The organism is Nonomuraea glycinis (genome assembly GCF_035920485.1).
Classification (GTDB): Bacteria; Actinomycetota; Actinomycetes; order Streptosporangiales; family Streptosporangiaceae; genus Nonomuraea; species Nonomuraea glycinis.
Genome location: NZ_CP109166.1, coordinates 7,570,637 through 7,595,151, shown reverse-complemented (window position 1 = coordinate 7,595,151; position 24,515 = coordinate 7,570,637). Strand labels below are relative to the sequence as shown.

Below are 24,515 nucleotides of genomic sequence, written 5' to 3'. Positions count from 1 at the left end.
TGCCCGGTCTCAACGCGGGGCGCCCAGCAGCACGACTCCGGATCCGCCGAGCGCGTTGCGGACCGACACCGCCGCGCGCCCCGGCAGGCCGAGAGAGCCGGACACCCGCGCCAGCGCGTCGGCGCCGAGAAACCGGGACAGGGACGGGCCGACAGGTGCGGCGGGCAGCGATGACCGCCCGATGAAGGCCAGAGCCGCGGCCAGATCCTCACCCGTGCAGCCACTGGCGCTCGTGTCATCCGGCGCATGCGCGCTGAGCTCGGCACCGAAGTCATCACAGGCGTCGCGGCGGGCGACCAGGCTCCGGATCCGCCGCCCGCCGGCCTGACCGCCGGCCGGCCCGAGCACCAGCGCGGACACCGATGATCGCAGGTACGGCCGGTCAGGGCAGTCGAGCACGGCGAGCGCCCGCGTGGCCCCCGCCCCGACCCAGTCGCCGGCGATGACCGCGACGGCCGGCACCACGCCTTGGCTGATCAGATCCTCGGCGATCGCCAGCGAGAGCAACGAGGCGCCGGGGATTCCGGTCACCGCGATGTAGGGGCCGCGCAGCCCCCGGTCGACGTGGTGCTGCCGCAGCCCGCCGGCGAACGTCATCCGGCCGGCCTCCCCGGCGACCTCCGGCGGCGCGGCCCCGCGCTCGATCGCGGCGAGCGCGTGCTCGGGAGACAGGTCGAGCAGGCTCGCGACCACCACCCCGAGTTCCCGCGACCCGGCCGCGCGGAGGCTCTCGTCAAGCAGTCGCCGGCCGCGGTCGACGAAGTCTCCGATGTCGACGGGCTCCGGTGCGGCCGGTGCGGCCCAGCGAATGGTGCAGTCGATCCCCGGGGGTCCCGGCGCGTCGGTCCGGCGATCACCGGGGCCGCCCGCCAGATAGGTCCCGATCGCCGGCACACAGGCCGCTGTGTCGGTGGACAGCGCAGCCGACAGGGAGGGAACGGCGATGCCGGCCGCCGCCGTCCGCTCGACCACCACGGCGACGGCCTCATGCCGGCCGGGATCGCCGGCCCGGGGGTCCACGCAGACCACGACCATGGCGTCGGCCCGCCCGGAATCGATGAACAGCCGGGCGACCGCCAGCGGCGTCAGCCCGCAGTCGCCCGGCAGGCACAGCTCAGGGCCACGCGTGCCGAGCATCACGGCCACGTCCTGGGCCAGACCGCCGGAGACGAAGCGTGACACAGCGAGCAGGACGTCCAGCCGGCGTGCCCGCTGAGCGGCCGATTCGGTGATCGGCGGCAGGAAGACCTGCGGGGACCGCGCCACGGCGTGGCGGTCGGCAGCCGAGGTCGCGATCACCAGCCCGGCGCGCTCGCCCGCCAGCCCGGCGCGCTCGCCCGCCAGCCCGGCGCGCTCGCTCGCCAGCCCGGTGCGCTCGCTCGCCAGCCCGGTGCGTTCGCCCGCTTCGCGAAAGCCGAGGCGCGAGCACGCGAGGGTGACCGCGTGCAGGGCCGGATACAGCCGGCGTGCCAGGGCGTTCTGCGCCCGGCGTCGCCCGCCGATCTCGTGGTCGGCCAGGGAAACCCCGTATCCGGCCGAGGCCGGCTCGCGGGCCGGCCGCGCCACCGCCTCGGCTCGGGCGTGCGAGGTGATCAGAGGACGCGACGCCTCAGGCATCCCTGATCCCTGGCAAGCCGAGGCCCTCGAAGGCGGACTCGGGGTAGATGTTCCACGCGACCTCCGCGAAGTCGATGGTCCGTGGTCCGCCCCAGACCACCGCGGTGATGAACGCGGCCCCTGCCGGAGGAGTCCACGTCACCCGCATCCGCTGGCGGCCCAGCGCCACGACCCGGCCCTGCACCTCGCCGATGGGCGTGTCCGCCGGGATGACCGGGCGCCCATCCTCGAACTTCGGCTCGCCGAGGTGCACCCGCACGGTGACCATCTCGGCATCGGTGAAACCGTGGTTGAAGACCTCGACCACGATGTGCACGGTTCCGTCGGGCTGCTTGTCGAAGCTGATGCTGCGGCTGAAGATCTTCTCCAGCGGATCCTTGCTCTGGTGCCGGAAAGGCAGAATCAGCATCGGATAGGGCTGCGCGTACTGGGACCGCCATCCAGGGCCGAGATTTCCCACCTTGAACGCCACGACCAGGGCACCGAGGCCGGCATGCTGATAGATATACGGCGTCACCGTGTAGCGGAAACTGGCATCGGGGACGGTGCCCCCACTGACACTGATCGACAGCGATTCGGTCCGGGACAAGGACGTCATTTCCATGGCGCTGTCCGAATAGGATTCGCTGGAGCCCAGATTGAACCCGAATGATGCCGGCAGATAACTGAACAAGTGCGTGTTCATGAGCAGGTTCGCGCTGCTGCTCGCTGACGTCGCCACGAAGTAATGCTTGCCGACGGTGCCCTGATTGGTGTCAGTGCGGTCGTAGGTATTGGTATCCGGCTGATCGTTGGTGACTTCCAGGCTGACCAGCGGCCGGAAAAGCAGCAATTCACTCTGCTTGGTCTCGTCCCAGCCGTCGAGCTCGACGTTCAGGTACGACAGCAGCACGCCCGGCTCATAGCCGGTACGGTATCCGAACTGCCGGTCGTAGGCGATGGGAGTGCCCTGCACCGGAATCGAAGAACCGGGAAAGACGACCATCAGCGTCCCGCCCGACTCGGCGCCGCGGGACCGGCGGACGATCGGGTAACGCCAGACCGAATAATCGACGGACATCGTCACGAGCCGGTCGAGCTGGGTGGGCGTCCGGCTGATCGCGACACCCATCGACGTGCTGTTGTCCTCCGTATGAGAAAAGCCATGGCCGTATGTCTTGCTCAGGTGGAAGTTGAGCATCGAACTGCTGATGCCGAGCGAAAGGCCGGCGTCTTCCGACATGACCCAGTCCTTGGACGAGGTGACCGACAGTCCTTTCACCTGGTTGTCCGACTCGGAGAAAGTGAGCGACGGCGCGATGCTGACGGTCTCCCGGTCGAACGGCGGGACCTGCAGGATCGCGAGCAGTTGGCCACGCGACGACAACTGGGTGAGCACAGGCGGTCCGAGCGTGACGCTGAGCCCGGACAGGTCCACCACCGACCCGAGGACGCCGGGCGCCTTCAACCCTGTGACCCCGATCTGGGTCACCGCGGGCAGCGTGGCCGGGGCCTCGGCATAGGGCGGGAACCGCAAGGTGACCGGGTCGACCGGCACGATGCCGGCGAAGACCTGCGCCTCGCCCTTCATGATGTGCGCGAGATCGCCCCCGGCGCCGAGGACCAGCACCCCGCTGGTGACCGCGTCGCCGAGAACGCCCGAGCCGAGCCGCAGGTCCAGACTCGCGAGCGGAGCCCCGCCCGGCCCGGCCGCGACGTACCGGCTGCTCGCCTCCCAGCGGCTGTGCTGCGCGTCGAAGCGCAGCAGCACGAAGGCGGCCGCACCCGTCACGCCGCCGTAGTCGGCCGGATAGGCGAGCACGAGCTCCTCTTGCCCGTTGTTGTCCAGGTCGGCGCAGGTCAGCCGGTACTGTCCCGACCTGGGCTTGGCGAACGCCGTATCGATCACCGCGACGGCGCGCTGCGCCGGTTTTCCCGCGTCGAACCCCTGCATGACCACGAACGGGGCGCCTGACGGCCCGGCCGCGGCCAGGATGAGCTGACTCCCGGCCGATCCGGGCAGCATTCTCCCCAGCGTCGCGTCCGCGCTCGATCCCGTGGCGACGTCCACCCGGGGCAGGTGGTGCACATCGGCCGCCGGAAGCTGCTGACCGGGGCTGAGTGCGGTCGTGGGGACCGCGAGAGTCGACAGCGCGCCGGCCGCGCGAACCGTGACGAACAGCCAGGTCGTGAAGTCCTGGACCAGGATCCAGCTGCCGACCAGCGAGCCCAGGGGCGAGCCGGGCAGTGTCCAGGTGCTCGTGAGCCTTCCCGATGACGCGTCGAAGGCTCCCACCACGACGCCCTGATCCGAGGCCCCCGTGACCAGCACCACCTGGGTCTTCGTGGCAAGCGCGGCTTCGCCGGCGATCGACCGTACCCAGCTCGCCCCCAGCGGAAAGGTCGTCCGCCCGAGCGCCTGGCCGGCCCCCGTCCGACCGACCCCCGTCTGACCGGCCGCTGTCTGACCGGCCGCTGTCTGACCGGTCCCCGTCGCGGTGGCACTGAGCGACACGCGATCCAGGAACACCTCGCCGCCGACCTGCCGGACGAACCACACCTGCTGCGCGCCGGTACGGGAATCGTCGACGACGGTGGAGGCCACCACCTCCCCGTACGCGGGGAAGGGGATGCTGTCCGCGACCGCGATCCGCACGGCGGGGATGCCGTCCGCCTCGCCCCTTCCGCTCGACACCGCCCCGGCCTCCGGCAGCCGGAACGAGATGCGGGAGAACACGGACCCCGCGCCGGCCCGGTCGGGCGTCACCAGATATCCGTCGAACATCCGGTACATCCCCGTATCGGGCAGAGGACCAGATTCCGTCATTTCAGGAAATCAAGGCTGCTCAGGCGCTCGATGACCACGCTGCCGACCGTTTCGTCCAGGTTCAGGTCGGCCGCGATCGTCGCACCGGCCTCGTCGGGCGGTGCCGGAACGCGGACCGTGAACGGCGCCGTCGCCCGCACCGGCTCCTCTCCCGGCAGGACCGGCGTCCAGTACGACATCTGCGCTGTCAGCAGCACGTCAAGCGTGGCCGGATCCGCGGCATAGGTGCCGCTGAACCGCCGATCGTCGGTGTCGAACCCCTCGAACCGGCCCGCCTTCAGGATGAAGAGCACGGGACTCACCGTCTCGCCGACCGCGACGGTCGCCTTGTAGATGCCTTCGATCGTGGCCATGCCTCACCCCTGTGCTCGTTGCGCGAGGCTCGCGCCGATGATCCGGTTCAGCTCGTTCACCATGTCCCGGCCGAACTCGCCGTGGGAGAAGAACGAGTCGAGCGCCGAGGAGATGATCAGCCGCTGCGAGCCCTCGCTGAACGACCCGAGCAGGATGCGGAGCAGCGCGTTGCTCGGCTGGCCGTCAGCCTCAAGGTTGACGGTTCGCTGGCCGTCGACCTTCGCCCCGGTCAACTCCAGGTGCAGCGCCTTGTCCGGATCGACGACCTTCAGCTGATACGTCAGGCTGCCGCGTTCTGACCTGGCACTGATCTTCCCGGCGCCGTTCAGCCTGGCCGGAGCACCCTTCTTGCCGAGGCTGAACTGGGCGCACGGCTGGACGTAGGCGTACCGCCCGCTCGCCGCGAGTAGCGCGAAAGACAGCGGCAACTCGACTTGGAGAGTCCCGAACCTGGCGCTCTGGCCGGTGACCGACGTGAAATCGCTCACCTTCAGCGAAGTCAGCGCCACCGTGCCCGCACCGTCGTCATTCCAGACCGCGGCGCCGGTGTTCGGCCCGTTGAGCAGGACACAGACGCCGAGTTGCTCGTTGTAGGTATGGTCGGACAGCGGTTTCCCGGCTACCGCCTTGGGCAGGTCGGCGGCAACCTTCGCTTTGATGCTGTCCCAGCTCGCCGTGACGATGGCTTGCCAGTCAGTTGCCCCGGGCATCTGCGGACCCTCACTTAATGGTGAAAAGTTGTGGGCTCCTGGCGGTGCCATGATGGGTGGCGACCTCGATGTGCACCTCCCCGGCTCTGGCGGTCGCCGGTATTGTCGCCCTGATGAGGATATCGCTGCTCCAATCTATCTGCGTGGCGACGTAACTGCCGAATTTCACGGTCCCCTTCCGACCATTGAGATCGAAGCCGTGCCCGGCGATGATTATCTTCTCACCGACTTGCCCGCTCGTCGGCTTGAGCTGTGTGATGTAAATAGGCGGCTCTTGGACGGTGAAAGACTTGGTGCTCGAACTGCTCTCGCCGTCCGGGTTCCGAAGATGGATGATCCCGGTTTCGACCACCTCCGGGACCTTGACCGTCAGTTCACCCGCGGTCTTCACGGTCACGTCGTATCCCTCCCTGTCCGGGAAGAATATGACCTGGGTACCGCGCACGAAACCCTCACCCGTGATCCTGATCAGGTCCCGCGGCTTGCCACGGTCCGGATTGAAATTTCCGATCTTGAGCGGCATTCGATCCCCCTGTATCCGCTGATTTCCAGTGTGAGCGCATGGGCGCGTATCCGCGCATAACGCCGTTACTAAGAGAATGTCTCATGAGTCCGGCAGGCGCCAGAAGCCGATCGTAAACAATTGGCAAGCGAATGCCAGTGAGCGGGACGGCGAATACCCGCTTATTTATCAATTCGACTCCGCGACCCAGCACAAATACGCCGCAACTGATAACCGTTGCCATAACTCTGCGTCTCGTCGCATTTTTCCTGCGCCGCACGCGAGGGGCGGAGGTCATGCGCGGCGCCGCACGACGCACGGCACTGACATGGAAAGACCTGACCGGTCGGGCGGCGACCGGGAAGCGTCGCCGCCCGACCGCCACCGTCGATGACCAGCCCGGTTCGCACCGGACGATCGAGTAGGTCTCAGGGGCAGGGCGATTCGATCAGGAGATCCTGTCGAAACGGAAGGACGTGCGCCCCGCGCCGTCGCTCCAGATGGCGGCGATGGTCGAAGCGCCGCTGGCATTGGTCCGCTGGGCCTGCAGCCGGATCGTGGTCGGCGCGGTCACGGTGATGTACTCGCTGATCGGGGAGGTCGTGTTCTTGGCGATGATCCCGGCGCCGGTCGCGGTGGTGTCGATCAGCTGGCTGAGGATCCGCTCGCTGTTGGGCAGAGCGGTGGCCGCATCGACGTTCCACAGACGGCCGACCATGAACGTGTTGACCGGGGGAACCCCCTGCAGGCGTGCCCGGACGTCCAGGTCGAGCGCGTAGGTGCCGGCCTTGGGCAGGGTGACCTGCAGTCCGGTGTCGACCCAGGTGCCCGACGCGGTGGGCTGCAGGTCGACGTTCGCCGGCAGATAGGCGATGCCGAAACGCGCGGAAGGGCGGTTGTGGGTGCTGGAGGCCGGGACCGGGGCCGTGGCTGACGCCGAGGCCGACATCATGCCGCTGGCGGCGAGGATGGCGGCGCCGGACGCCAGGGCTGCCAGGCGGATACGCGTGTGCATCGAAGCTATGGCCTTTCTCGTAAATGATCTATGCCTCGCTGTGATCCCCACCTCCGCCTATAACGCAACGTAAGTTACTGATAACACTGTGCAATGATACGGGCTATCCGTACGTGCTTTATGCCAGGAACGTGCACAGCCGGGAGATATCGGCACGGCGGCACACCATTCGCCGAAGAGCCGGCTTCTTTCAGAGGTGCCGGAGCGTGTATTCCGCGTTGGCGTATGCGCCGCCCTGCAGACCGTGCCCCGCCGCGTCCCCTTCCGCCGGAATACGCGAGGCGAAGGCTTCCGCGTCGTCCACGGGCGTGTATCCCAGAGCCGACCCGGCCGCCACGTCCCAGAACCGGCGCGTATTGGCGGAGACGGCGTACACCGCCGCGAAGTCGACGTCGGGGGCGGTGAGAGCGGCGCGGACGAAGCCGAGGCAGTCGCGCGGGCTCAGCCACGTGGCGAGATGACGCCGCTCGGTCGGCGTGTCTTCGAAGCTCCCGATACGCAGGCACACCACGGACAGACCGAACTTGTCCGCATACAGACGCCCCAGAGCCTCGACCGCTATCTTGCTCACCCCATAGAGACCGTCCGGACGCGGCGGCATCTCGGCGGTGACGGTCGTCGAGACCGGATAGAAGCCGGTAAGCCGGTTGCTGCTCGCGAGCACGACCCGCCCCACCCCTTGCCGACGTGCGCCTTCCAGCACGTTGTGCGTTCCCTGAACATTGGTGTCCAGCAGCTCAGGCAGCGGCGCCTCATCCGGGACCCCGCCCAGATGCACCACCGCATCCGCACCTGCCAGGGCCGCCGCCACCGCCTCGGCGTCGCGCAGATCAAACTGCCGCACCTCCTCGGCCGGCGACCGCGCGGCGAGGCCGACCCGATCGACGAGCACCAGATGCTCCGCTTCGCCGCGCAGACCGACCCGCACCGCCGACCCGATTCGCCCGGCCGCACCAGTGACCACCACAGTCCCAAGACTCGTTCCCATGACGGCAACTCTGCCCCACGCCACCGACAGCCTGGGCTGTTCATCTTGTGGCTGGGTTTGTGTCCGGTATGAGTGGAAATTTCCTGGAACCAACGCCCTTTACATTGTAGATTTATAATCGGCACTCCGCTGGATCCCGAGGCCGGTGCCGTCCCCACGCGCAACCTCCCGACGAGTGACGGACGGAACGCGTAGCGTGACCTTCGTGACCAGCCTGCCCGCGTCCCCGCACGTCATCGATGCCAGCCAGCGCTGGGCCGCCCACCGGGAACCTCCGGCGCGGCGAACGCTGCTCACAGCGGCCGCGTCCCTCGCGGCAGCCTGGCTTGCCGGCTGCTCATCGGCCGGCCTGCGGACCGAGGCGGCTCCCGCGTCCCGCCCAGGATCGACTCCCGGCACACCGAAGGCCGCCTACCAGCGGCTGATGGAGGGCAACAGACGCTGGGTGGCCAACGAGCTCCAGCATCCGGATCGCGATCCCACCCGCCGGGAGTTGCTGGCCACCGGTCAGCAGCCCTACGCGGCGGTGCTGTCCTGCATCGATTCCCGGGTGCCGCCCGAGCTCGTCTTCGACACCGGCCTGGGCGATCTGTTCGTCATGCGCAGCGGCGGGACGGCCTTGGGGCCCGTCGTCACCGGCTCCGTCGAGTACGGGCCGATGACCAGCGGAACTCCGCTGATCGTCGTACTCGGCCACCAGCGGTGCGGCGCGGTCGCCGCCGCGTACAAAGCCCTGCGGGACGATGAGCCGCTGCCGGGCAACCTCCAGGCGATCACGCACGCTCTGCGTCCGGCCTACGAACAGGCTGTACGGGAGCGCAGCGCCGACCCAATCGAGACGATGGCCAGAGCCCAGGTGAAGCTGACCGCGAACGCCCTGCGCGGCAACCGAGACCTCGCGCCGCTGGTGGCCAAGGGGGACCTGGCCGTGGTCAGCGCGTACTACTCCCTGGACACAGGCCAGGTCGAGATCCTGAACGGCGCACCCGCCTGACCGCAGGCGGCCCCGGCACGTACGGGCCCGCGCCCGCACGGCCTGGTCACCAGCGGCGCGGGGCGTTAGGCCGAGCACGCGGAATGCTCACGAACCGCCGAGGCTCGACAGCCCGTTGATCGCGACCTCGATCCCCCGCCGCCCGGCGACCAGGACGTCCTCGTTCGAGCCACCCTGCTGCTGGGCGACCAGGCCCGCCACGGCCAGCGCGCCCATGAAGCTCCCGACCGCCGCCCCGGCCGATACGGGATCCAGCTCGGGATAGACCTCGCACAGGGCCGCCGCCACCCGGGGCTGCTCCTCCATCATGAGCGTCAGCCCGCGGGCCCGCAGCGCGGGCTCGGCGAACATCAGCCGCGCCCGCAGTGGCGACAGCGCGAAGTCCAGCTCGTCGTCATCGGCCAGGCCGCGCACCAGACCGTCGAACATCCGGCTCAGCAGAGCCCCCAGGGGCTCCCCCGGCTGCCGCCCGGCGATCACGTCGAGCATGGCCTGCCCGCGATCCTCGGCCTGCAGGAAGAGCACATCCTCCTTGCTCGAGAAGTACGCGAAGAAGGTCCGGGGCGCCACGTCCGCCGCCGCGGCGATCTCGGCGATGGTGGTCTGCTCGTAGCCCTGCTCGCTGAACAGCCGCACCGCGGCCTCCAGCAGCGCGCGGCGGGTGCGGACCTTCTTGCGTTCACGATGACCTTCCACGACGCCACCATACCGCACACCTTGCTTTTATGCACAGGTTGCAATTTCGCAATCTGTGCGCTTCTCTGGAGGCATGGACATCCTAGAGACGCTGCCGGTCGAGCGGGAAGACCCGTTCGAGCCGCCCGCCGTGCTGAAAGAGCTCCACGGACCGCTGCACCCGATGACCTACGCCGACGGGCGGCCCGGCTGGCTGGTCACCGGCTACGCCGAGGCCCGCGCGGTGCTCGACGACGCGCGCTTCAGCAACACCTCGCAGGGCGCCGCACCGCCGATCAAGGAGCTGGCGCCGCCCGAGGGGCTGGCCGAGCTGGTGATCCCCCCGGGCTTCTTCATCGCGATGGACGACCCCGAGCACTCCCGCTACCGCAGGCTGCTGACCAGGCACTTCAGCATGCGAAAGATGCGGCTGCTGGAGCCCGGGACGCAGCGGATCATCGACCGTCAGCTCGACGAGATGGCCCGCGCGGGAGCTCCCGCGGACCTGGTCCCCGCCTTCGCGCTGCCGATCCCGTCGCTGGTGATCTGCGAGCTGCTCGGCGTGCCGTACGGCGAGCGTTCGCGCTTCCAGGACACCACCGCGCAGGCGGTGAACCTCGACAACTCCATCGAACAGCGCGGCGCCGCGGGCGCCGAGCTGATGGGCTACCTCTCCGAGCTGGTCGGGCGCAAGCGGGCCGAACCCGGCGAGGACCTGCTCAGCGAGCTGGTCGCCGGTGGCGAGCTCGACCACGAGGAGCTCACCGGGGTGGCCACGCTGCTGCTGACCGCCGGGCACGAGACGACCGCGAACATGCTCAGCCTGGGCACGTTCCTGCTGCTGTGCCGCCCCGACCAGGCGGAGCTCGTACGCACGGATCCGGGCGTCGCGGAGACCGCGGTCGAGGAGCTGATGCGCTACCTGAGCATCACGCACATCGGCCCGATCCGGGTCGCCAGGGCCGATGTGCCGCTCGCCGGACGGACCATCAGAGCCGGTGAGACCGTGACGATCTCCCTCCCCGCCGTCAACCGGGACGCGACCCGCTTCCCGGACCCCGACCGCCTCGACGTCACCCGCCAGGCCAGGCAGCAGCTGGGCTTCGGTCACGGCATCCATCAGTGCCTGGGCCAGCAGCTGGCCCGGCTGGAGATGCGGCTGGCCTATCCGGCGCTGCTGCGCCGCTTCCCCGGGCTGCGGCTGGCCGTACCCGCCGGGGAGGTGCGGTTACGACCGCGGGCCGCCATCTACGGCGTGGCCGCCCTGCCGGTCACCTGGTAGGAGGCGGGATACGTCAGGCGGCGGCGGGGCGGCGGCGCAGGCCGGCCCGCTGGAGGCCCGGCGGCACATAGGCCTGGTCGAGCGGGGCGACGTCGGTGCCCGGCGGGACGATCTCGTCGATCCGGTCGAGGATGTCGTCGGTGAGTGCCACGTCGACGCCGGCGAGAAGGTCGTCCAGGTGGCTCATCGTGCGCGGCCCGACGATCGCGCTGGTCACGCCCGGATGAGCGATCGCGAACGCCATGGCGAGGTGGGTCAGCGGCAGGCCCGCCTCCTCGGCGAGCGAGATGAACCGCTCGACGGCGTCCAGCCGGCGCTCGTCGTTGAGGTGCCTGAAGAAGCCGGCGCGGCGGAGTTCGTTCTGCTGTCCCTTGCGGACGCGGCCGGTGAGCAGCCCCTGCCCGAGCGGGCCCCAGACCAGCGTGCCCATCCCATGGCGCTGCGCGACCGGCAGCACCTCGCGTTCGATGCCGCGGTCGAGCAGTGAGTACGGCGGCTGCTCGGTGTGGAAACGTGCCAGGCCGCGCCGCTCGGCGACCCACTGGGCTTCCACGATGTCGGACGCCGGCATCGTGGACGTGCCGATCGCCCGGACCTTCCCGCTGTGGATCAGGTCGGAGAGCGCGGAGAGCGTCTCCTCGATGTCCGTGGCGGGGTCCGGCCGCTGGATCTGGTAGAGGTCGATGTGGTCGGTCCGCAGGCGGCGCAGCGAGTTCTCTACCGCGGTCACGATATAGCGTCGCGAGGCGCCCTGCTGGTTGGGGTCGTCACCCATCGGGCGGCTCACCTTGGTCGCGAGGACGACATGGTCCCGCCGTCCCTTGAGCGCCCTGCCGACGACCTCCTCGGAGTCGCCGTAGACGTCGGCGGTGTCGATGAGGTTGATCCCCGCGTCCAGCGCTCTGTGGATGATGCGGGCGGAGTCGTCGGGGTCGGGATTGCCGACGTGCGTGGCGAACATCAACGCGCCGAGCGCGTAGGGGCTGACCTTGATCCCGGTCCGGCCGAGCGTACGGTACTGCATACGAGGCTTCCTCACTGATTCGACGCCGCGGAAGGCGGACGTGACTGTCGTGCGGGTGCCGCCTGGGGCACGTGGCACCTGTCCGGTGCTCGGCTCCATCGTGCGGCGGTACGGGCGCCGGCGGGAGAGACGTCCTTATCCGGGGACAGGCCGTCCCTGGCTGCGTCCGCCGTCCGGGGGGCATGGTGGAGGTGTGGACAGAACCGAACTGGCCGACTTCCTGCGCCGCTGCCGTACCCGGCTCGCCCCTGCCGACGTGGGGCTGGCGCAGGGCGCGCGGCGGCGCACCCCGGGACTGCGCCGCGAGGAGGTGGCGCAGCTGGCGGGCATGTCCACCGACCACTACACGCGGCTGGAGCAGGCCAGGGGCTCACGCCCGTCCCGCCAGATGCTCGCCGCCGTGGCCCGCGCGCTGCGGCTGACCGGCGACGAACGGGACCACCTCTTCCATCTGGCCGGCGAGGAGCCCCCACGCAACCGGCCGACCACCGAGCATGTCCGCCCCGGCCTGCTTCTCGTCCTCGACCGGCTGAGCGACACTCCCGCCCAGGTGGTGAGCGACCGCGGCGACATCCTCGCGCAGAACGCGATGGCCAAGGCGCTGCACGGTGACGTGTCCGCCCGCCCCGAGGCGGAGCACAACGCCGTCTGGCTCTTCTTCACCGACCCCTTCGCGCGGGAACGCTTCCCGGCCGAGGACCGTGACCACGCCGCCCAGGTGACGGTGGCGGATCTACGCGCCACCTTCGCCCGCCGCCCCGACGACGCGCGGGTGGCAGCGCTCGTCCGCAGGCTCCGCGCCCGCAGCGAGGAGTTCGCGGCACTGTGGGACGCCCACCACGTCGCCGTACGCCGCTCCGACACCAAACGCTTCCTGCACCCGATCGTCGGCCTGCTGGAGCTGGACTGCGAGGTGCTGCTGAACCCGGAGCACGACCAACGGCTGATCGTCTACACCGCCCGCCCGGGCAGCAGGTCCTACGAGCGGCTGGAACTGCTCCGCGTGGTCGGCCTCCAGAATCTGGCCGGCGGCTGAACCGCTCCCCCGCGCAGCCGTTCGGCGCGCCACCGCTCCTACGTCGACGCGTCGCGCTCACGACGGCGGCTCGGTGCCGGCCTGTTCGCGCACCATGTAGTCGGCGTACCAGTCCGGCCAGTCCGGGTCCTCGGCGCCGGTGCGCGCCTCGTGCTCGCCGTGCGCGGCCGCGGCGCGGCGCAGCGCGGCCGCGAGGTCCGACGCCGAGGCGAACGTGGTGAGCGACGGGTCCAGCCGTCCCGGGAGCCGGGTGGTGACCTCCTGCAGAACCCAGCCGTTGCCGTCGGGGTCGCTGAAGGACAGGAACGAGCCGTAGCTCGTGCGCTGCGGATCCGCACCGGCCACCCGGGCGTCGGTCCCGGCGTGGTGGAAGACGCCGCCCGCGTCGTGGAAGACCTCGCTCGGGCCGGCGCCGAGCCGCTTGAGCTCGTTGTAGGCGGCGCCGATGTCATCGACGATCAGGTGCAGGCCCTGAGCCGAGCCCGGCGGCTGGGAGGTGACCGAGGTGCCGAAGATGACCGCGGCCGGCGAGCCGGGCGGGGTCGTCTGTACCACCCGGAAGTCCTCGCCGGTGGTGACATCGGCGTCGAGCCGCCAGCCCAGCCCTGTGTAGAAGTCCTTGGCCCGGTCGACGTCCGCGACCGGCACCACGACGACTTCGAGTTTCATGTCCATGGCCTGTGCCTCCTGCGCTCCTGCCAACGACCGACACGACGAGATTCGTGCAGTCTGCCCATGGCTGACCTGGGGAAACTCAGGCCAGGGCGTGAGGGCGGCCCTGGTCTCCCCCGCGTGGCCCGGCGAGGCGGATCAGATCTCCTTCGCGGGCTCGTCGTGGGTGCGGCCGGTCAGGACGGCGGCGGTCAGGGTGAGGTGCCAGGTCAGCACCTCGGCCGCGGTGTCGGCGTCGCGGGCCAGCGCCGCCTCCTCCAGCCGGCCGTGCTCACCGACGGCGTCCCGGCCGGGGGTGCGGCGTGCCGACCAGCGGCGAGCCAGCTCGCTCGCGGTCCACATCCGGTCGAAGACCTCCAGCAGGACAGGATTGCCGCACCCCTCCAGGAGGGTGCGATGGAAGAGCCGGTGTGCTTCGGCCCAGGCGTCGCTGTAGTGCTCGCCCTCGTCCTGCGCGTACGCCGGGGTGCGGGCCAGGCGGTGGTGGGCGGCGCGTACGCGGGCCTCCCAGTCGACGTCGCCGCGCTCGATGGACATGCGCAGCATGACCGGCTCGATGGTCCGGCGGGCCTCCGCGATCTCCTGCCAGCGGCGGTCGGAGAAGGCCGGTACGGCGAAGCCGCGGTTGGGCAGCCGGTCGGCGAGGCCCTCGCCGACCACCCGGACGAGCGCCTCGCGGACGACGGCCAGGCTCACCCCCTGGTCCTTGGCGAGGTCCTGCGGTTTGAGCGCGTCACCGGGGGCGAAGTCGCCGCGCATGATCGCGTCCCGCAAGTGTGCGTAGACCTGCTCGGAGAGCATCTGCTTCCCCGGCGAGGCGGCTGCCTGAGTCATGCGCCCATCATAGACGATCCGACAAATAATCGATTATTTTCTCGATGAAGGCGCCGCCGCCTTGTGGTGAGCGCCGCAAGCCCGTCACGCCAGGAGACTGCGCCAGCGGTCGGCCGACTCCATCATGTCCAGGCTGACCCGCTCCAGGAACGCCCCTGCCCTGGCCATCCGCCGCCCCACGGGCCGGTCCAGCCCGGCCGCCTGCGCCGCCTCGATCGAGGACCGCGCCGCCTCGAGCGTCTGCCGCGAGCCGATCATGATCGAGTGGTACCAGGCGTCATCGTCGACCACGTAGATGTCGCGACGCCGCCGCGGATCGCGCTCGCGCCGGACATAACCCTGATCGACCAGGTAGTTCACGGCCACGGAGACGGAGGCCGGGCTGACCTTCAGCCTGCGGGCCAGCTCGGCCGCGGTGCGCCTGCCCTCCTCCGACAGCAACAGGTCGAGGTGTACCCGCGCCGTCATCCTCGGCAGCCCCGCCCTGACCGCCATCTCGATGACCTCCGCTTCCCTCGCGCTTTCTTCTCTCGCGCCTTCCGCTTCTCTCGTGCCTTCCGCCGGTACGGCCGCGCGCGGGGGCGCCGGTGTGCCGCGCCGCGCCCGCTGGGCCGTCGCCTGGTGCGCCTGCTGGGGCCGGTAGCCGCTGGGGCCGCCGTTGCGTCCGATCTCCCGGCTGATCGTCGAGGTCGGCCGGTCGAGCCGCCTGGCGATCTCGGCGTAGGAGAGCCCGTCGGCGAGTCCGGCCGCGATGCGCCGGCGGTCCTGCTGGGTCAACCGTCCTCCTGGCATGCCCGCAGTATTGCCTTCGCCGCCATTCATTGCAACGAAGCATTGCGTTCGACCCCAGCGTCATCGCACTGATTTATGGCCATGTACCTGGGAGAATGCCTTTTCAAGATTGACAGCAATATCGAAAGCAACGTAGCTTTCGATCTATTCCGAACACGTACTATCGCGAGATGAGGAACCGTCATGGGTGAGCCCCTCCACACCGTCACGACGCTGCCGACCGCGCGCCAGGCCGGCTGTCCCTTCGACCCGCCGGCAGAGCTGATCGACGCCCGCAGTCACAGCCCCATCAGCCGCTACCCCTTCCCCGACGGGCACCAGGGCTGGCTGGTCACCGGCTACGACCTGGTCAGGTCGGTCCTGGCCGACTCGCGGTTCAGCTCGCGCAAGGAGCTCATGCGCCACCACCCGTTGATCGACTACGGCGACATCGAGGTCCCGCCGGCGCCGCCCGGCGAGTTCCTGCTCATGGACGAACCGCGGCACGGCCGCTATCGCAAACCGCTGGTGGGCAAGTTCACCGTGCGGCGGATGCGGTTGCTCACCGAGCGGGTCGAGCAGGTCACCGCCGAGCACCTGGACGCCATGGAGCAGGCCGGGCCGTCGGCGGACCTGGTGACCGCGTTCGCCAAGCCCATTCCCGCCGTCATCATCTGCGAGCTGCTGGGCGTGCCGTACGCGGACCGGGGCTTGTTCCAGAAGCACATCGACACGTTCCTCGGCGGGGAGGTCAGCGACGAGGAGCTGTACGCGGCCTACACCGCCACCCAGTCGTACCTCGCTGAGCTGGTGGCCGCCAAGCGCGCCAACCCCACCGACGACGTGCTCAGCGACCTGCTCGACAGCGATCTGACCGATGAGGAACTGCAGGGGATCGCCCTGATCCTGCTGTCGGCCGGGTTCGACACCACCGCGAACATGCTGGCGCTGGGCACCTTCGCGCTGCTGCAGAACCCGGAGCAGCTGGCCGCGCTGCGCGCCGACCCCGCGCTCACCGACAACGCCGTGGAGGAGCTGCTGCGCTATCTGAGCGTCGCCAAGACCTTCTTCAGAACGGCGCTGGAGGACGTCGAGCTGGGCGGCCGGACCATCGAAGCCGGCACGACGGTCATCCTGTCGCTCAACACCGCCAACCGCGACCCCGAGCGCTTCACCGACCCCCACGCCCTCGACATCCAGCGCCAGGAGGGCGGGCACCTGGCCTTCAGTCACGGCATCCACCAGTGCCTGGGCCAGCAGCTGGCCCGTGTCGAGATGCGGGTCGCGCTCCCCGCGCTGCTCCACCGCTTCCCCACGCTGCGCCTGGCCGTACCGGCCGAAGAGGTCGAGCTGCGCCCGGAGACCGCGGACATCTACGGGGTGCGCAGCCTTCCCGTCACCTGGGAGGCGTGACCGGCGAGGTCGCGTACGACCGGCCGATCGCCTACCGGCATCAGGCGGCGGCCCGCAGGTGTTCGTGCGCCCAGGCCTCGAAGGTCGTGAGCGGGATGCCGAGAGCCCGCGCGTACTCCGGGCGAGCGGGTTGCCCGGCCACGTTCATGTGTTCGTGGGAGATGCCCGCCCACACCGGCATTCCCGCGGCGATCGCCTCCTCCTCGGTCATGTCGGGCGCGGTCAGTTCGGCGCCCACAGCACCGGACAGGACCTTGGCGACCTCCGTCAGCGTCAGGTAATCGCCGGCCAGCTCCAGCTCGACCCGGTCGAAGCGCTGCGGGGCGGCGATGGCCGCCGCGGCGGCCTCGCCGATGTCGTCGACCGCGACGAGGGAGAGCCGGGTGCCGGGCTTGAGCACGGTCGCCAGGCCGCCCTCGACACCGCGGGGGATCATGTACGCCGCGGACGGGAGGAAGTTCTCCATGAAGCAGGCCGGCTTGATGAGCGTCCAGTGCGTGAAGCCCGCCTCGCGGACGCGGTCCTGGATCGCGGTCTTGGTGGTGTAGTACGGCGCCAGTGAGGCCCAGCGGCCTTCGGCCCAGCCCGGACTCTCGACGTGCTGCCCGGCGCCGGAGACGGAGGTGTGCACGAACTGCGGCACCCCGGCGGCCAGCGCGCCTTCGATCAGATTGACGGCCTGGGCCAGCTCGCCGTCGAAGTCGATGGCGGCTCCCTTGATCGCGGGCATCTGCACCGAGAAGACGGCTCGGGCTCCCTGTGCGGCCCTGACCACGGAGTCGCGGTCCTCGAGGTCGCCGGTGACGAGCTCGGCGCCGAGCGCCTCGACCGCCCTGGCTCGGTCGGTCGCGGGATCGCGGACCAGTGCCCGGACGGGGACGCCGGTCGCGAGCAGGGCGCGGGCGGTGGCGCCGCCCTGCTGCCCGGTGGCGCCGATGACCAGAACGGGGGCAAGATCGGTGGACATGAAGGGTCTCCCATCCTTAAACGGCGGACCCCGCCGTTTATATTCGGGTAAGATACGGCGGACCCCGCCACTTAGCAAATGTGAGGTGCCGCCATGCACGTCCAGCGCGCGGACGCCCGGCGCAACTACGCACGCCTGCTCGCCGTGGCCGAGGATGCGATCGCCGCGCACGGCGCCGACGCGTCCCTGGAGCAGATCGCCCGCACCGCGGGCGTCGGTTCCGCCACCGTGCGCCGGCACTTTCCCAGCCGTCACGCACTGCTCAAGGCGGTCTTCCGCGAACGGGTCGAGACCCTGTGCGCCCACGCCCGCGACCTGGGCGACAGGGCGGACAGCCGGGCCGCGCTGCTGGAGTGGCTGAGCGCCGTCACCGCGGACGCGGCGACCATCCGGGGGCTGGCCGTCGCGCTGACCCGCGACCTGGCGGCCGACCCCGGCGCGGAGAACGAGAACTGCGCCTCGGCGCCCCTCACCGAGGCGGGCGACCCCCTGGTGCGCCGCGCCGTGCGCGAGGGCGCGCTGAGACCGGGCGTGACCATTGAGGACCTGCTCACCCTGATCACCGGCATCGCCCTGGCCACGGAGCACCACCAGGACCCCGCCGCGGAGGCGAACCGGCTCCTCGACCTGACTGTGGTGGGGGTCAGCCCCCGTCAAGGGTGAGCGAATCAGAGCCCCGTGGTGGGGGTCATCCCCCGTCAGGGGTGAGCGAATCGAGCCCGGTCATCGGGCGTCGAAGGCCGTCCTCGATGCCAGGATGTCGGCGGCGTTGTCGGCCGCCCAACCGGCCAGAGAGCGGATGACCTCGAGCAGGCTGAGCCCGCGCGGGGTCAGCGCGTAGTCGACGCGCGGGGGCTTGGTGTCGTGGACGGTCCGCGTCACCAGGCCGTCCCGCTCCAGCCCCCGCAGTGTGGCGCTGAGCATCCGCTGGGTGATGGGCTCGCTCATCCGTCGCAGCTCGTTGAACCGCCGGGTGGTGTCGCCCAGCTGGCAGATGACAACCACCGACCACTTGTCACCGGTCCGTTCGAGCACGTCGCGAATCAGATGGCGAATCAGGTCGTAGCCCTGCTCGCGGCCCCGCTCGCGCAGGCCGGCCGTGTCGTCCATCTCCATGATCGGATGCGCCATGGCCCCCAGTATACGAGAGATACCTGGTTCTACCTGGGGAATGGTTCTCCCGGTGATACCTGGGCACGTCGAAGTGCTCTCTTGTCGCGTCATCGCATCGATGCGAAGGTACGACTCACGTACCTGGTAACCAAAGAGAACCACGGAGGAGCTGCGATGATGCGCGCAGTAGGCTTGTACGAGTTCGGCGGACCGGAGGTGCTACGGGTCGTCGACCTGCCGGAGCCGCATGCCGGGCCCGGTGAGGTCCGGGTGCGGGTGCACGCGGCCGCGGTCAGTCCGGCGGACACGCTCGTGCGCGCCGGCATGCACGCGCAAGCCCTCTCCGAACACCCGGCCCCATACGTCCCCGGCATGGACATCGCCGGCGTGATCGACGAGATCGGCCCCGGGACCGAGACCGGGCTGTCCCTGGGTGAGCCGGTGATGGCGATGGTGATGCCCCTCGGCCCGGCCGGGGGCGGCTACGCGGAGCACGTGGTGCTGCCGGCGGGCTGGGTCGTCCGCGCACCGGCGGGCCTCGATCACGCGGCGGCGGCGACGCTGCCGATGAACGGGCTCACCGCGCAGCTGACCCTCGACCGGTTGGCGCTCGCCCCCGGCTCGGTCCTGGCCGTGATCGGCGCCGCCGGGACGCTGGGCGGCTACCTGGTCCAGTTGGGCAGGCACGCGGGGCTGACCGTAGTCGCCGATGCCGCACCCACTGACGAGGCCCTGGTCCGCGAGTCCGGCGCGGCCGAGGTCGTGGCCAGGGGGCCCGAGGTCGCCGAGCGCATCCGGGCCCGGTATCCGGAGGGCGTGGCCGCGGTCGCCGACGCGGCGCTGGTCGGGCCGCGCCTGCTCGACGCCGCACGTGACGGCGGCTCCTACGTCCGCTTCCGCACCGGCCGGGAACCCGGCGGTCACGATCTCGACGGCGGCGGCCGGATCACGGTGCGGACGACGTTCGTGCCCGAATACGCGGGGCGGACGGACAAGCTGGACCAGATCCGCCGGCTCGCCGAGTCGGGCGCGCTCGTCCCGCGCGTCGCGGCGACCCTCCCCGCCGCCGAGGCGGCCGACGCGCACCGGCGGCTCGAGGCCGGCGGCGTCCGCGGCCGGCTCGTCCTCACCTTCTGACATCCCTGAACCGCACTGACCTTAGGAGTTGTCGTGTCCGCACGTTTCGCGGAGAAAGTCATTCTGATCACCGGCGCCACTTCCGGTATGGGACGGGCCGCCGCCGAGCGGCTCGCCGCCGAAGGCGCGAAAGTCGTCCTGGCGGCCCGCGGCAAGGAACCCGGCGACGCGCTGGTGGCCGCCCTCCGCGCTGCCGGAGGGGAGGCCGCCTTCATCCCCGCCGACGTGACGGTGGAAGCCGAGGCGGCGGAGCTGGTCCGGCAGACGGTCGAGCGGTACGGCCGGCTCGACGGCGCGTTCAACAACGTCGGCGCCGCCACCGCGATCGGCCCGGTGACCGGCATCGACGGCGCCGCCTGGCACGCCGACCTGGCGCTCAACCTCAGCAGCGTCTTCTTCGGCCTGAAGCACCAGATCCCCGCGCTGCGGGCCGGCGGCGGCGCGATCGTGAACAACGCGTCCAACCTCGGTGTCACCGGGGCGGCGGGCATGGCTTCCTACAGCGCCGCCAAGCACGGCGTGGTCGGGCTCACCCGGTCGGCGGCGCTGGAGACGGCCACGGCCGGCGTACGGATCAACACCCTGATCACCGGCGGCGTCGACACCCCGCTGCTCCGGGCCAACCTGGGCCCGACCCCGGAGGAGTCCCTGCGCGCGGCCGGGGCGATGCACCCGGTCGGGCGGATCGCGCAGCCGGACGAGATCGCGGCGTTCGTGGCGTTCCTGCTGAGCGACGAAGCCAGGTTCATCACCGGAGCCGCGCTCGCGATCGACGGCGGGATGACCGCCGCCTGAGGAGTCCCGTGGACAGGGGGGCGCCGCGCAGGCGGAAAGCCGCTCGCCGGTACGTACCGCCGTCATGCGGAAGGCCGCTCGCCGTGGCGTACTGCCGGTATGCGGCGCGGCGTGGCTCAGCGGGGCACGTCCATGCGCTGGGTGCCGATGACCGACAGCAGCCGTAGTGCCTCCTCCGAGGGTGAGCCCGGGACGGCGGTGTAGATCACGACCCGCTGGTCACGGTCGGCGATGTCGAGGACATCGCAGTTGACGGTGATCGGGCCGACCAGCGGATGCTGGAAGGTCTTGCACAGGGTGGGCTCGGCGGACACGTCGTGGGAGGCCCACAGCCGGGCGAACTCCTCGCTTCCGGCGAGCAACTCCTGCACCAGCCCGGTCACCTCCGGATCGTCCGGGTAACGGGCGGCGGTGGCGCGCAGCCTCTGGGCCGAGTTGCGGGCGAACGCGTCCGCGTCCGACACGCCGAACAACCGCCACCCTTGCGGCTCCGGCCCGAGGAAGGCACGGCGCACCAGGTTGCGATCGCGCCGGGACAGGGCGGAGAAGTCCTCCATCAGGGCGGCAGCGAGATCGTTCCAGGCGATCACCTCGTTGATCGCTGACGTCACGATGGCGGCGGCCAGCGGCAGCCTGTGAAGCAGGTCGAGGATGCTCTGCCGCACCTGGCGCGACGGCCCGGGCAACGGGCCCGGCGGTACGCCGGCGAGGTGGTGAAGGTGGTCGCGCTCGGCGTCCGACAGGCGCAGGGCACGGGCCAGCCCGGCCAGCACCTCGCGCGACGGGTGCGGACCGCGCGCCTGCTCCAGCCGCGTGTAGTACTCGGTCGAGATGTACGCCAGCTGCGCCGCCTCCTCACGGCGCAACCCCGGGGTACGGCGGCGCGGCCCGGCGGGCAGCCCCACGTCGGCGGGGCTGATCCGCTCGCGCCTGCTGCGCAGGAAGCCGGCCAGTTCTCGTCTGTCCACCCCTCCAGTGTGCCCGCTCGTCACGGCGCCGAGCCAGGTACCACCGGTGCCTGGCTCGGCGGCCCTGCCGGACGGACACCCGGTGGGGCACGACCTCACCGGGCCCGTCGGCGAGGTCGCCTTCACCGACGGCGCGATGATCCAGCGGCCCGGCCCGATGGACGACACAACGGATCGCCGGGGCCTGATGAGCGCTACCCTGGCCACCGTGAACGCTCCCGCCCGCACCCTCGATCGGCGTATCCGCGACACCCTGGACCGGCTTGAGCGCGACGTCGACGGCTGGTTCGCCACCGCGGATCCGGCCGGCCTGCCGTACCTGATGCCGCTGTCGTTCCTGTGGGAGGGCCGGTCCCTGCTCATCTCCACGGCCCGGACCAATCCGACGGCCAGGTTCCTGGAGGCCACCGGCAAGGTGCGGGTGGCGCTCGGCCCCACGCGCGACGTCGTCCTGATCGACGCCGAGGTGCGCGAGGTGATCGCCGCCGCCGAGATCCCGGCCGAGACCGGCGACGCCTTCGCCGCCAAGGCGGGCTTCGACCCGCGCGAGCAGCGCGGCGCCTACCCCTACTTCCGTATCGTCCCGCTGCGGATCCAGGCCTGGCGCGAGGTGAACGAGCTCGCCCAGCGCGACGTGATGATCGACGGCAAGTGGCTCAGCACCCCCGGCACGGATCACTGACCTCCCGCGCATATTCCGTCCATAAGCGCGAACCGGAGGGCGTCAGCCTGCCGGGAAGTCCACGGTGCGGGAGACGTGCTCGTGGGCCCGGATCTCAGTGATCATGGATTCCAGCTCGCCGATCACCGCGTCGTATCCGCCGCTGCCGAGCACCAGCCGGTGCGGCGGATCGTCCTGGCCGATCATGGCCACGACGGCCCGCGCGCCCTTCATGGGGTCGCCGGGCTGCTTTCCGTCATGCTCGATCATGGTCGTCCGGACGCTCTGCAGCATCGGCCGGTAGTCCTCGATGCTCTCCCGCACCGACTCGCCGGCGAATCCGGCGTACGCGCGGGTACGGAAGGCCCCCGGCTGCACGGCCAGCACCTTGACGCCCAGCGGTGCCACCTCCTGGCGCAGGACGTCGGTCATGCCCTCGACGGCGTGCTTGGCGGCGGTGTAGTAGCCGAAGCCGAGCTCCCCGCGCAGCCCGGCGACGGAGGAGACGTTGATGATCCACCCGCTGCGCCGGGCGCGCATGCCGGGCAGCACGGCACGGGTGACCGCCAGGACGCTGAAGAAGTTCAGCTCGAACAGCTGCCGGACGGCCGCGTCGTCCATGCCCTCCACCGAGCCGTACCAGCCGCGTCCGGCGTTGTTGACCAGGACGTCGATGCCGCCGAAGTGCGCCTCGGCGGCGTCGACGGCCTGGTGGACCTGCTGGGCGTCGGTGACGTCGAGCCGCGGCGTCAGCACCCGGTCGCCGTACGGCTCGGCCCAGCCGCGCAGTTCCTCCGGCCTGCGGGCGGTCAGGGCGACGCGGTCGCCGGACTCCAGGGCCGCGTCGGCGAAGGCCATGCCGAACCCGCCGGGCGTGCCTCCAGTGATGAACCAGGTCCTGTTCATGGGTGCTTGTCCCCCGCGTGTCGATGATGAGCGTACGAGTCACTTCGAAAATGAAACTGACTCACTTCGACAATAGCAGTGACAGGTGGGTGTGCCGGGCACGGGTCGGCTACGCGGTCATCCGAAGAAGTCGAGGAAGTGCCGGATCACTGCGGCCGGCTGCTCCTCAGCCAGGTAGTGCCCGGTGTCGGCGATCTCGGCCACGCGTACGTCGGTGCCCTGTCCGGACAGGGTGGCCCGCATGTACGGGAAGTAGCCAGGGTGGGCGAGGCCCAGCAGCGGGGTGCCGACGGGCCGGTAGGTCTTCAGGTCGGTGATGTCCTGGCCGAACGCCTGGTACCAGCCGTTCCCGCCACGGATGGCCGCGGGAGAGGAGTAGTTCTGCCCGAAGACGGCGCGAGCCCGGTTGTCGATCGCGCGGCGATCGACCAGCAGATAGTCGAACACCCAATCCACGACGTCCCGGCCCTGACCGGCGATGAGTTCCTCCGGGAGCCCGCGCACCTGGTTGAACGCGAACCACCACGGGCTCGCCGACGCCTGCCCGGGCCGTGGCAGCATCCGGAACTCGTAGTAGCTGTCATCGGGGTGCAGTACATCGAGCATCGCGACCTTCCGCGCCGCGGCGGGATGATTGGCCGCGAAGCTGTAGGCCACCATCGACCCGATGTCGTGCCCGGCCACGTGGACCGAGCGGTGACCCAGCGCCCGGGCCAGTTCGTGGATGTCCTTGGCCATGGTCTTCTTGTCGTAACCACCGGCCGGTTTGGCGGTGCCGCCCATGCCGCGCAGGTCGACCGCGATCACCCGGAAGCGCTCGGCCAGGGCCGGCATGACCTTGCGCCACGTCCACCAGGTCTGGGGCCAGCCGTGCAACAGGATCAGCGGCTCGCCCCTGCCACCCGCGACGTAGTGCTGGCGGATGCCGTTGGCCACCACGAAACCGCTGGTGAAGCCGGGCAACGACGGCTCCGGAACCTTCCGGTCGCCGCCGTCCGCCGCCCACGCCGTACCGAGGCCGGTGACCGCCATCGCGGCGGCCCCGCCGCCGACCGCCAAGAACCTGCGTCTGTCCAGTGCCACGCCCACGTCCTCCTCAAGCCGGTGTCGATCGCCGGGGTTGCTCCGGCCAGGAGCAACAATGGGCGCGGCCCGACGGAACTGGCAAAGGAAGTTGCGGATCCGCAAGGGGGCATGACCGAGCTCCGGAGCGACCCGCATACCGGCGTCGGATCCCACCTGCGCACTGCAGGAGGCCCCGAGGTCTCGCTCGGC

The 24,515-nt window shown here is 70.4% G+C and carries 25 protein-coding genes; 8 read left to right on the top strand and 17 right to left on the bottom strand.

The features are described 5' to 3' along the window. Positions 1–9 precede the first annotated feature (9 nt). The 7 genes from OHA68_RS35680 to OHA68_RS35650 form a co-directional block, all read right to left on the bottom strand. A complete protein-coding gene (locus tag OHA68_RS35680) occupies positions 10–1,617 on the bottom strand; it encodes a hypothetical protein (protein ID WP_327104169.1) in 1,608 nt (535 codons plus the stop codon). Next, positions 1,610–4,252: a hypothetical protein gene (locus tag OHA68_RS35675; protein WP_327104168.1), complete on the bottom strand. Its 2,643-nt coding sequence runs from the start codon at positions 4,250–4,252 to the stop codon at positions 1,610–1,612. The genes OHA68_RS35680 and OHA68_RS35675 overlap by 8 nt, the downstream gene beginning before the upstream one ends. A gap of 167 nt (positions 4,253–4,419) precedes the next feature. Beyond that, positions 4,420–4,776: a hypothetical protein gene (locus OHA68_RS35670; RefSeq protein WP_189143116.1), complete on the bottom strand. Its 357-nt coding sequence runs from the start codon at positions 4,774–4,776 to the stop codon at positions 4,420–4,422. A 3-nt stretch (positions 4,777–4,779) separates the two neighbouring features. Continuing rightward, on the bottom strand, positions 4,780–5,538 hold the full coding sequence (locus OHA68_RS35665) for a hypothetical protein (protein ID WP_327104167.1): 759 nt from the start codon (positions 5,536–5,538) through the stop codon (positions 4,780–4,782). Further along, positions 5,498–6,010, bottom strand: a complete 513-nt coding sequence (locus tag OHA68_RS35660; RefSeq protein ID WP_327104166.1) for an IPT/TIG domain-containing protein — start codon at positions 6,008–6,010, stop codon at positions 5,498–5,500. Before OHA68_RS35660 ends, OHA68_RS35665 begins: the two co-directional genes overlap by 41 nt. Positions 6,011–6,437: 427 nt before the next feature. After that, positions 6,438–7,004 (bottom strand): hypothetical protein, encoded by a 567-nt coding sequence (locus OHA68_RS35655; RefSeq protein ID WP_327104165.1) that lies wholly within the window; start codon positions 7,002–7,004, stop codon positions 6,438–6,440. Between the two features lie 190 nt (positions 7,005–7,194). Then, on the bottom strand, positions 7,195–7,971 hold the full coding sequence (locus OHA68_RS35650) for an NAD-dependent epimerase/dehydratase family protein (RefSeq protein WP_327104164.1): 777 nt from the start codon (positions 7,969–7,971) through the stop codon (positions 7,195–7,197). Positions 7,972–8,197: 226 nt separating this feature from the next. Between OHA68_RS35650 and OHA68_RS35645 the strand changes: the two genes are divergently transcribed. Next, positions 8,198–8,986, top strand: coding sequence for a carbonic anhydrase (locus OHA68_RS35645; protein ID WP_327104163.1), 789 nt, complete (start codon positions 8,198–8,200; stop codon positions 8,984–8,986). 87 nt (positions 8,987–9,073) lie between these two features. On the opposite strand, the gene OHA68_RS35640 is transcribed toward OHA68_RS35645, so the two are convergent. After that, positions 9,074–9,682: a TetR/AcrR family transcriptional regulator gene (locus OHA68_RS35640; RefSeq protein ID WP_327104162.1), complete on the bottom strand. Its 609-nt coding sequence runs from the start codon at positions 9,680–9,682 to the stop codon at positions 9,074–9,076. Between the two features lie 73 nt (positions 9,683–9,755). On the opposite strand from OHA68_RS35640, the gene OHA68_RS35635 reads away from it, so the two are divergent. Continuing rightward, positions 9,756–10,943: a cytochrome P450 gene (locus OHA68_RS35635; RefSeq protein ID WP_327104161.1), complete on the top strand. Its 1,188-nt coding sequence runs from the start codon at positions 9,756–9,758 to the stop codon at positions 10,941–10,943. A 13-nt stretch (positions 10,944–10,956) separates the two neighbouring features. Here the strand turns inward: OHA68_RS35635 and OHA68_RS35630 are convergent, their stop codons facing one another. Further along, the gene (locus OHA68_RS35630; RefSeq protein WP_327104160.1) at positions 10,957–11,967 is read right to left on the bottom strand and encodes an aldo/keto reductase; all 1,011 of its coding nucleotides are present in this window, start codon (positions 11,965–11,967) and stop codon (positions 10,957–10,959) included. A 193-nt stretch (positions 11,968–12,160) separates the two neighbouring features. Between OHA68_RS35630 and OHA68_RS35625 the strand changes: the two genes are divergently transcribed. Beyond that, positions 12,161–13,003: a helix-turn-helix transcriptional regulator gene (locus OHA68_RS35625; RefSeq protein ID WP_327104159.1), complete on the top strand. Its 843-nt coding sequence runs from the start codon at positions 12,161–12,163 to the stop codon at positions 13,001–13,003. A 57-nt stretch (positions 13,004–13,060) separates the two neighbouring features. Here the strand turns inward: OHA68_RS35625 and OHA68_RS35620 are convergent, their stop codons facing one another. From OHA68_RS35620 to OHA68_RS45450, 3 genes are all read right to left on the bottom strand, one after another. Beyond that, entirely contained in the window at positions 13,061–13,678 is a 618-nt protein-coding gene (locus OHA68_RS35620; protein WP_327104158.1) for a VOC family protein, read from the bottom strand. Between the two features lie 135 nt (positions 13,679–13,813). Continuing rightward, complete coding sequence (locus OHA68_RS35615; protein WP_327104157.1) at positions 13,814–14,509, bottom strand: GntR family transcriptional regulator; 696 nt, start codon at positions 14,507–14,509, stop codon at positions 13,814–13,816. A gap of 84 nt (positions 14,510–14,593) precedes the next feature. Then, on the bottom strand, positions 14,594–15,286 hold the full coding sequence (locus OHA68_RS45450; protein ID WP_407674379.1) for a GbsR/MarR family transcriptional regulator: 693 nt from the start codon (positions 15,284–15,286) through the stop codon (positions 14,594–14,596). A gap of 198 nt (positions 15,287–15,484) precedes the next feature. Here OHA68_RS45450 and OHA68_RS35600 point away from each other — a divergent pair, with 198 nt between their 5' ends. Further along, on the top strand, positions 15,485–16,693 hold the full coding sequence (locus OHA68_RS35600; protein ID WP_327104156.1) for a cytochrome P450: 1,209 nt from the start codon (positions 15,485–15,487) through the stop codon (positions 16,691–16,693). Positions 16,694–16,733: 40 nt separating this feature from the next. On the opposite strand, the gene OHA68_RS35595 is transcribed toward OHA68_RS35600, so the two are convergent. Next, positions 16,734–17,660: an NmrA family NAD(P)-binding protein gene (locus OHA68_RS35595; RefSeq protein ID WP_327104155.1), complete on the bottom strand. Its 927-nt coding sequence runs from the start codon at positions 17,658–17,660 to the stop codon at positions 16,734–16,736. A gap of 93 nt (positions 17,661–17,753) precedes the next feature. Here OHA68_RS35595 and OHA68_RS35590 point away from each other — a divergent pair, with 93 nt between their 5' ends. Beyond that, positions 17,754–18,323, top strand: a complete 570-nt coding sequence (locus OHA68_RS35590) for a TetR/AcrR family transcriptional regulator (protein WP_189143133.1) — start codon at positions 17,754–17,756, stop codon at positions 18,321–18,323. Positions 18,324–18,383: 60 nt separating this feature from the next. On the opposite strand, the gene OHA68_RS35585 is transcribed toward OHA68_RS35590, so the two are convergent. Further along, positions 18,384–18,791 carry a winged helix-turn-helix transcriptional regulator gene (locus OHA68_RS35585; RefSeq protein WP_327104154.1) on the bottom strand — a complete coding sequence of 136 codons (408 nt, stop codon included), beginning with the start codon at positions 18,789–18,791 and terminating at the stop codon, positions 18,384–18,386. A 156-nt stretch (positions 18,792–18,947) separates the two neighbouring features. Between OHA68_RS35585 and OHA68_RS35580 the strand changes: the two genes are divergently transcribed. Continuing rightward, a complete protein-coding gene (locus tag OHA68_RS35580; RefSeq protein WP_327104153.1) occupies positions 18,948–19,910 on the top strand; it encodes an NADP-dependent oxidoreductase in 963 nt (320 codons plus the stop codon). A 33-nt stretch (positions 19,911–19,943) separates the two neighbouring features. Then, positions 19,944–20,705, top strand: coding sequence for an SDR family oxidoreductase (locus tag OHA68_RS35575; protein WP_327104152.1), 762 nt, complete (start codon positions 19,944–19,946; stop codon positions 20,703–20,705). A gap of 116 nt (positions 20,706–20,821) precedes the next feature. Here OHA68_RS35575 and OHA68_RS35570 read toward each other — a convergent pair whose 3' ends face one another. Further along, positions 20,822–21,673: a helix-turn-helix transcriptional regulator gene (locus tag OHA68_RS35570; protein WP_327104151.1), complete on the bottom strand. Its 852-nt coding sequence runs from the start codon at positions 21,671–21,673 to the stop codon at positions 20,822–20,824. Positions 21,674–21,719: 46 nt separating this feature from the next. Between OHA68_RS35570 and OHA68_RS35565 the strand changes: the two genes are divergently transcribed. Beyond that, positions 21,720–22,355, top strand: coding sequence for a pyridoxamine 5'-phosphate oxidase family protein (locus OHA68_RS35565; protein WP_327104150.1), 636 nt, complete (start codon positions 21,720–21,722; stop codon positions 22,353–22,355). Positions 22,356–22,397: 42 nt separating this feature from the next. Here the strand turns inward: OHA68_RS35565 and OHA68_RS35560 are convergent, their stop codons facing one another. Both OHA68_RS35560 and OHA68_RS35555 read right to left on the bottom strand, forming a co-directional pair. Further along, positions 22,398–23,240 (bottom strand): SDR family NAD(P)-dependent oxidoreductase, encoded by an 843-nt coding sequence (locus OHA68_RS35560; RefSeq protein WP_327104149.1) that lies wholly within the window; start codon positions 23,238–23,240, stop codon positions 22,398–22,400. A gap of 117 nt (positions 23,241–23,357) precedes the next feature. After that, positions 23,358–24,323: an alpha/beta fold hydrolase gene (locus OHA68_RS35555; RefSeq protein WP_327104148.1), complete on the bottom strand. Its 966-nt coding sequence runs from the start codon at positions 24,321–24,323 to the stop codon at positions 23,358–23,360. Positions 24,324–24,515: the final 192 nt, after the last annotated feature.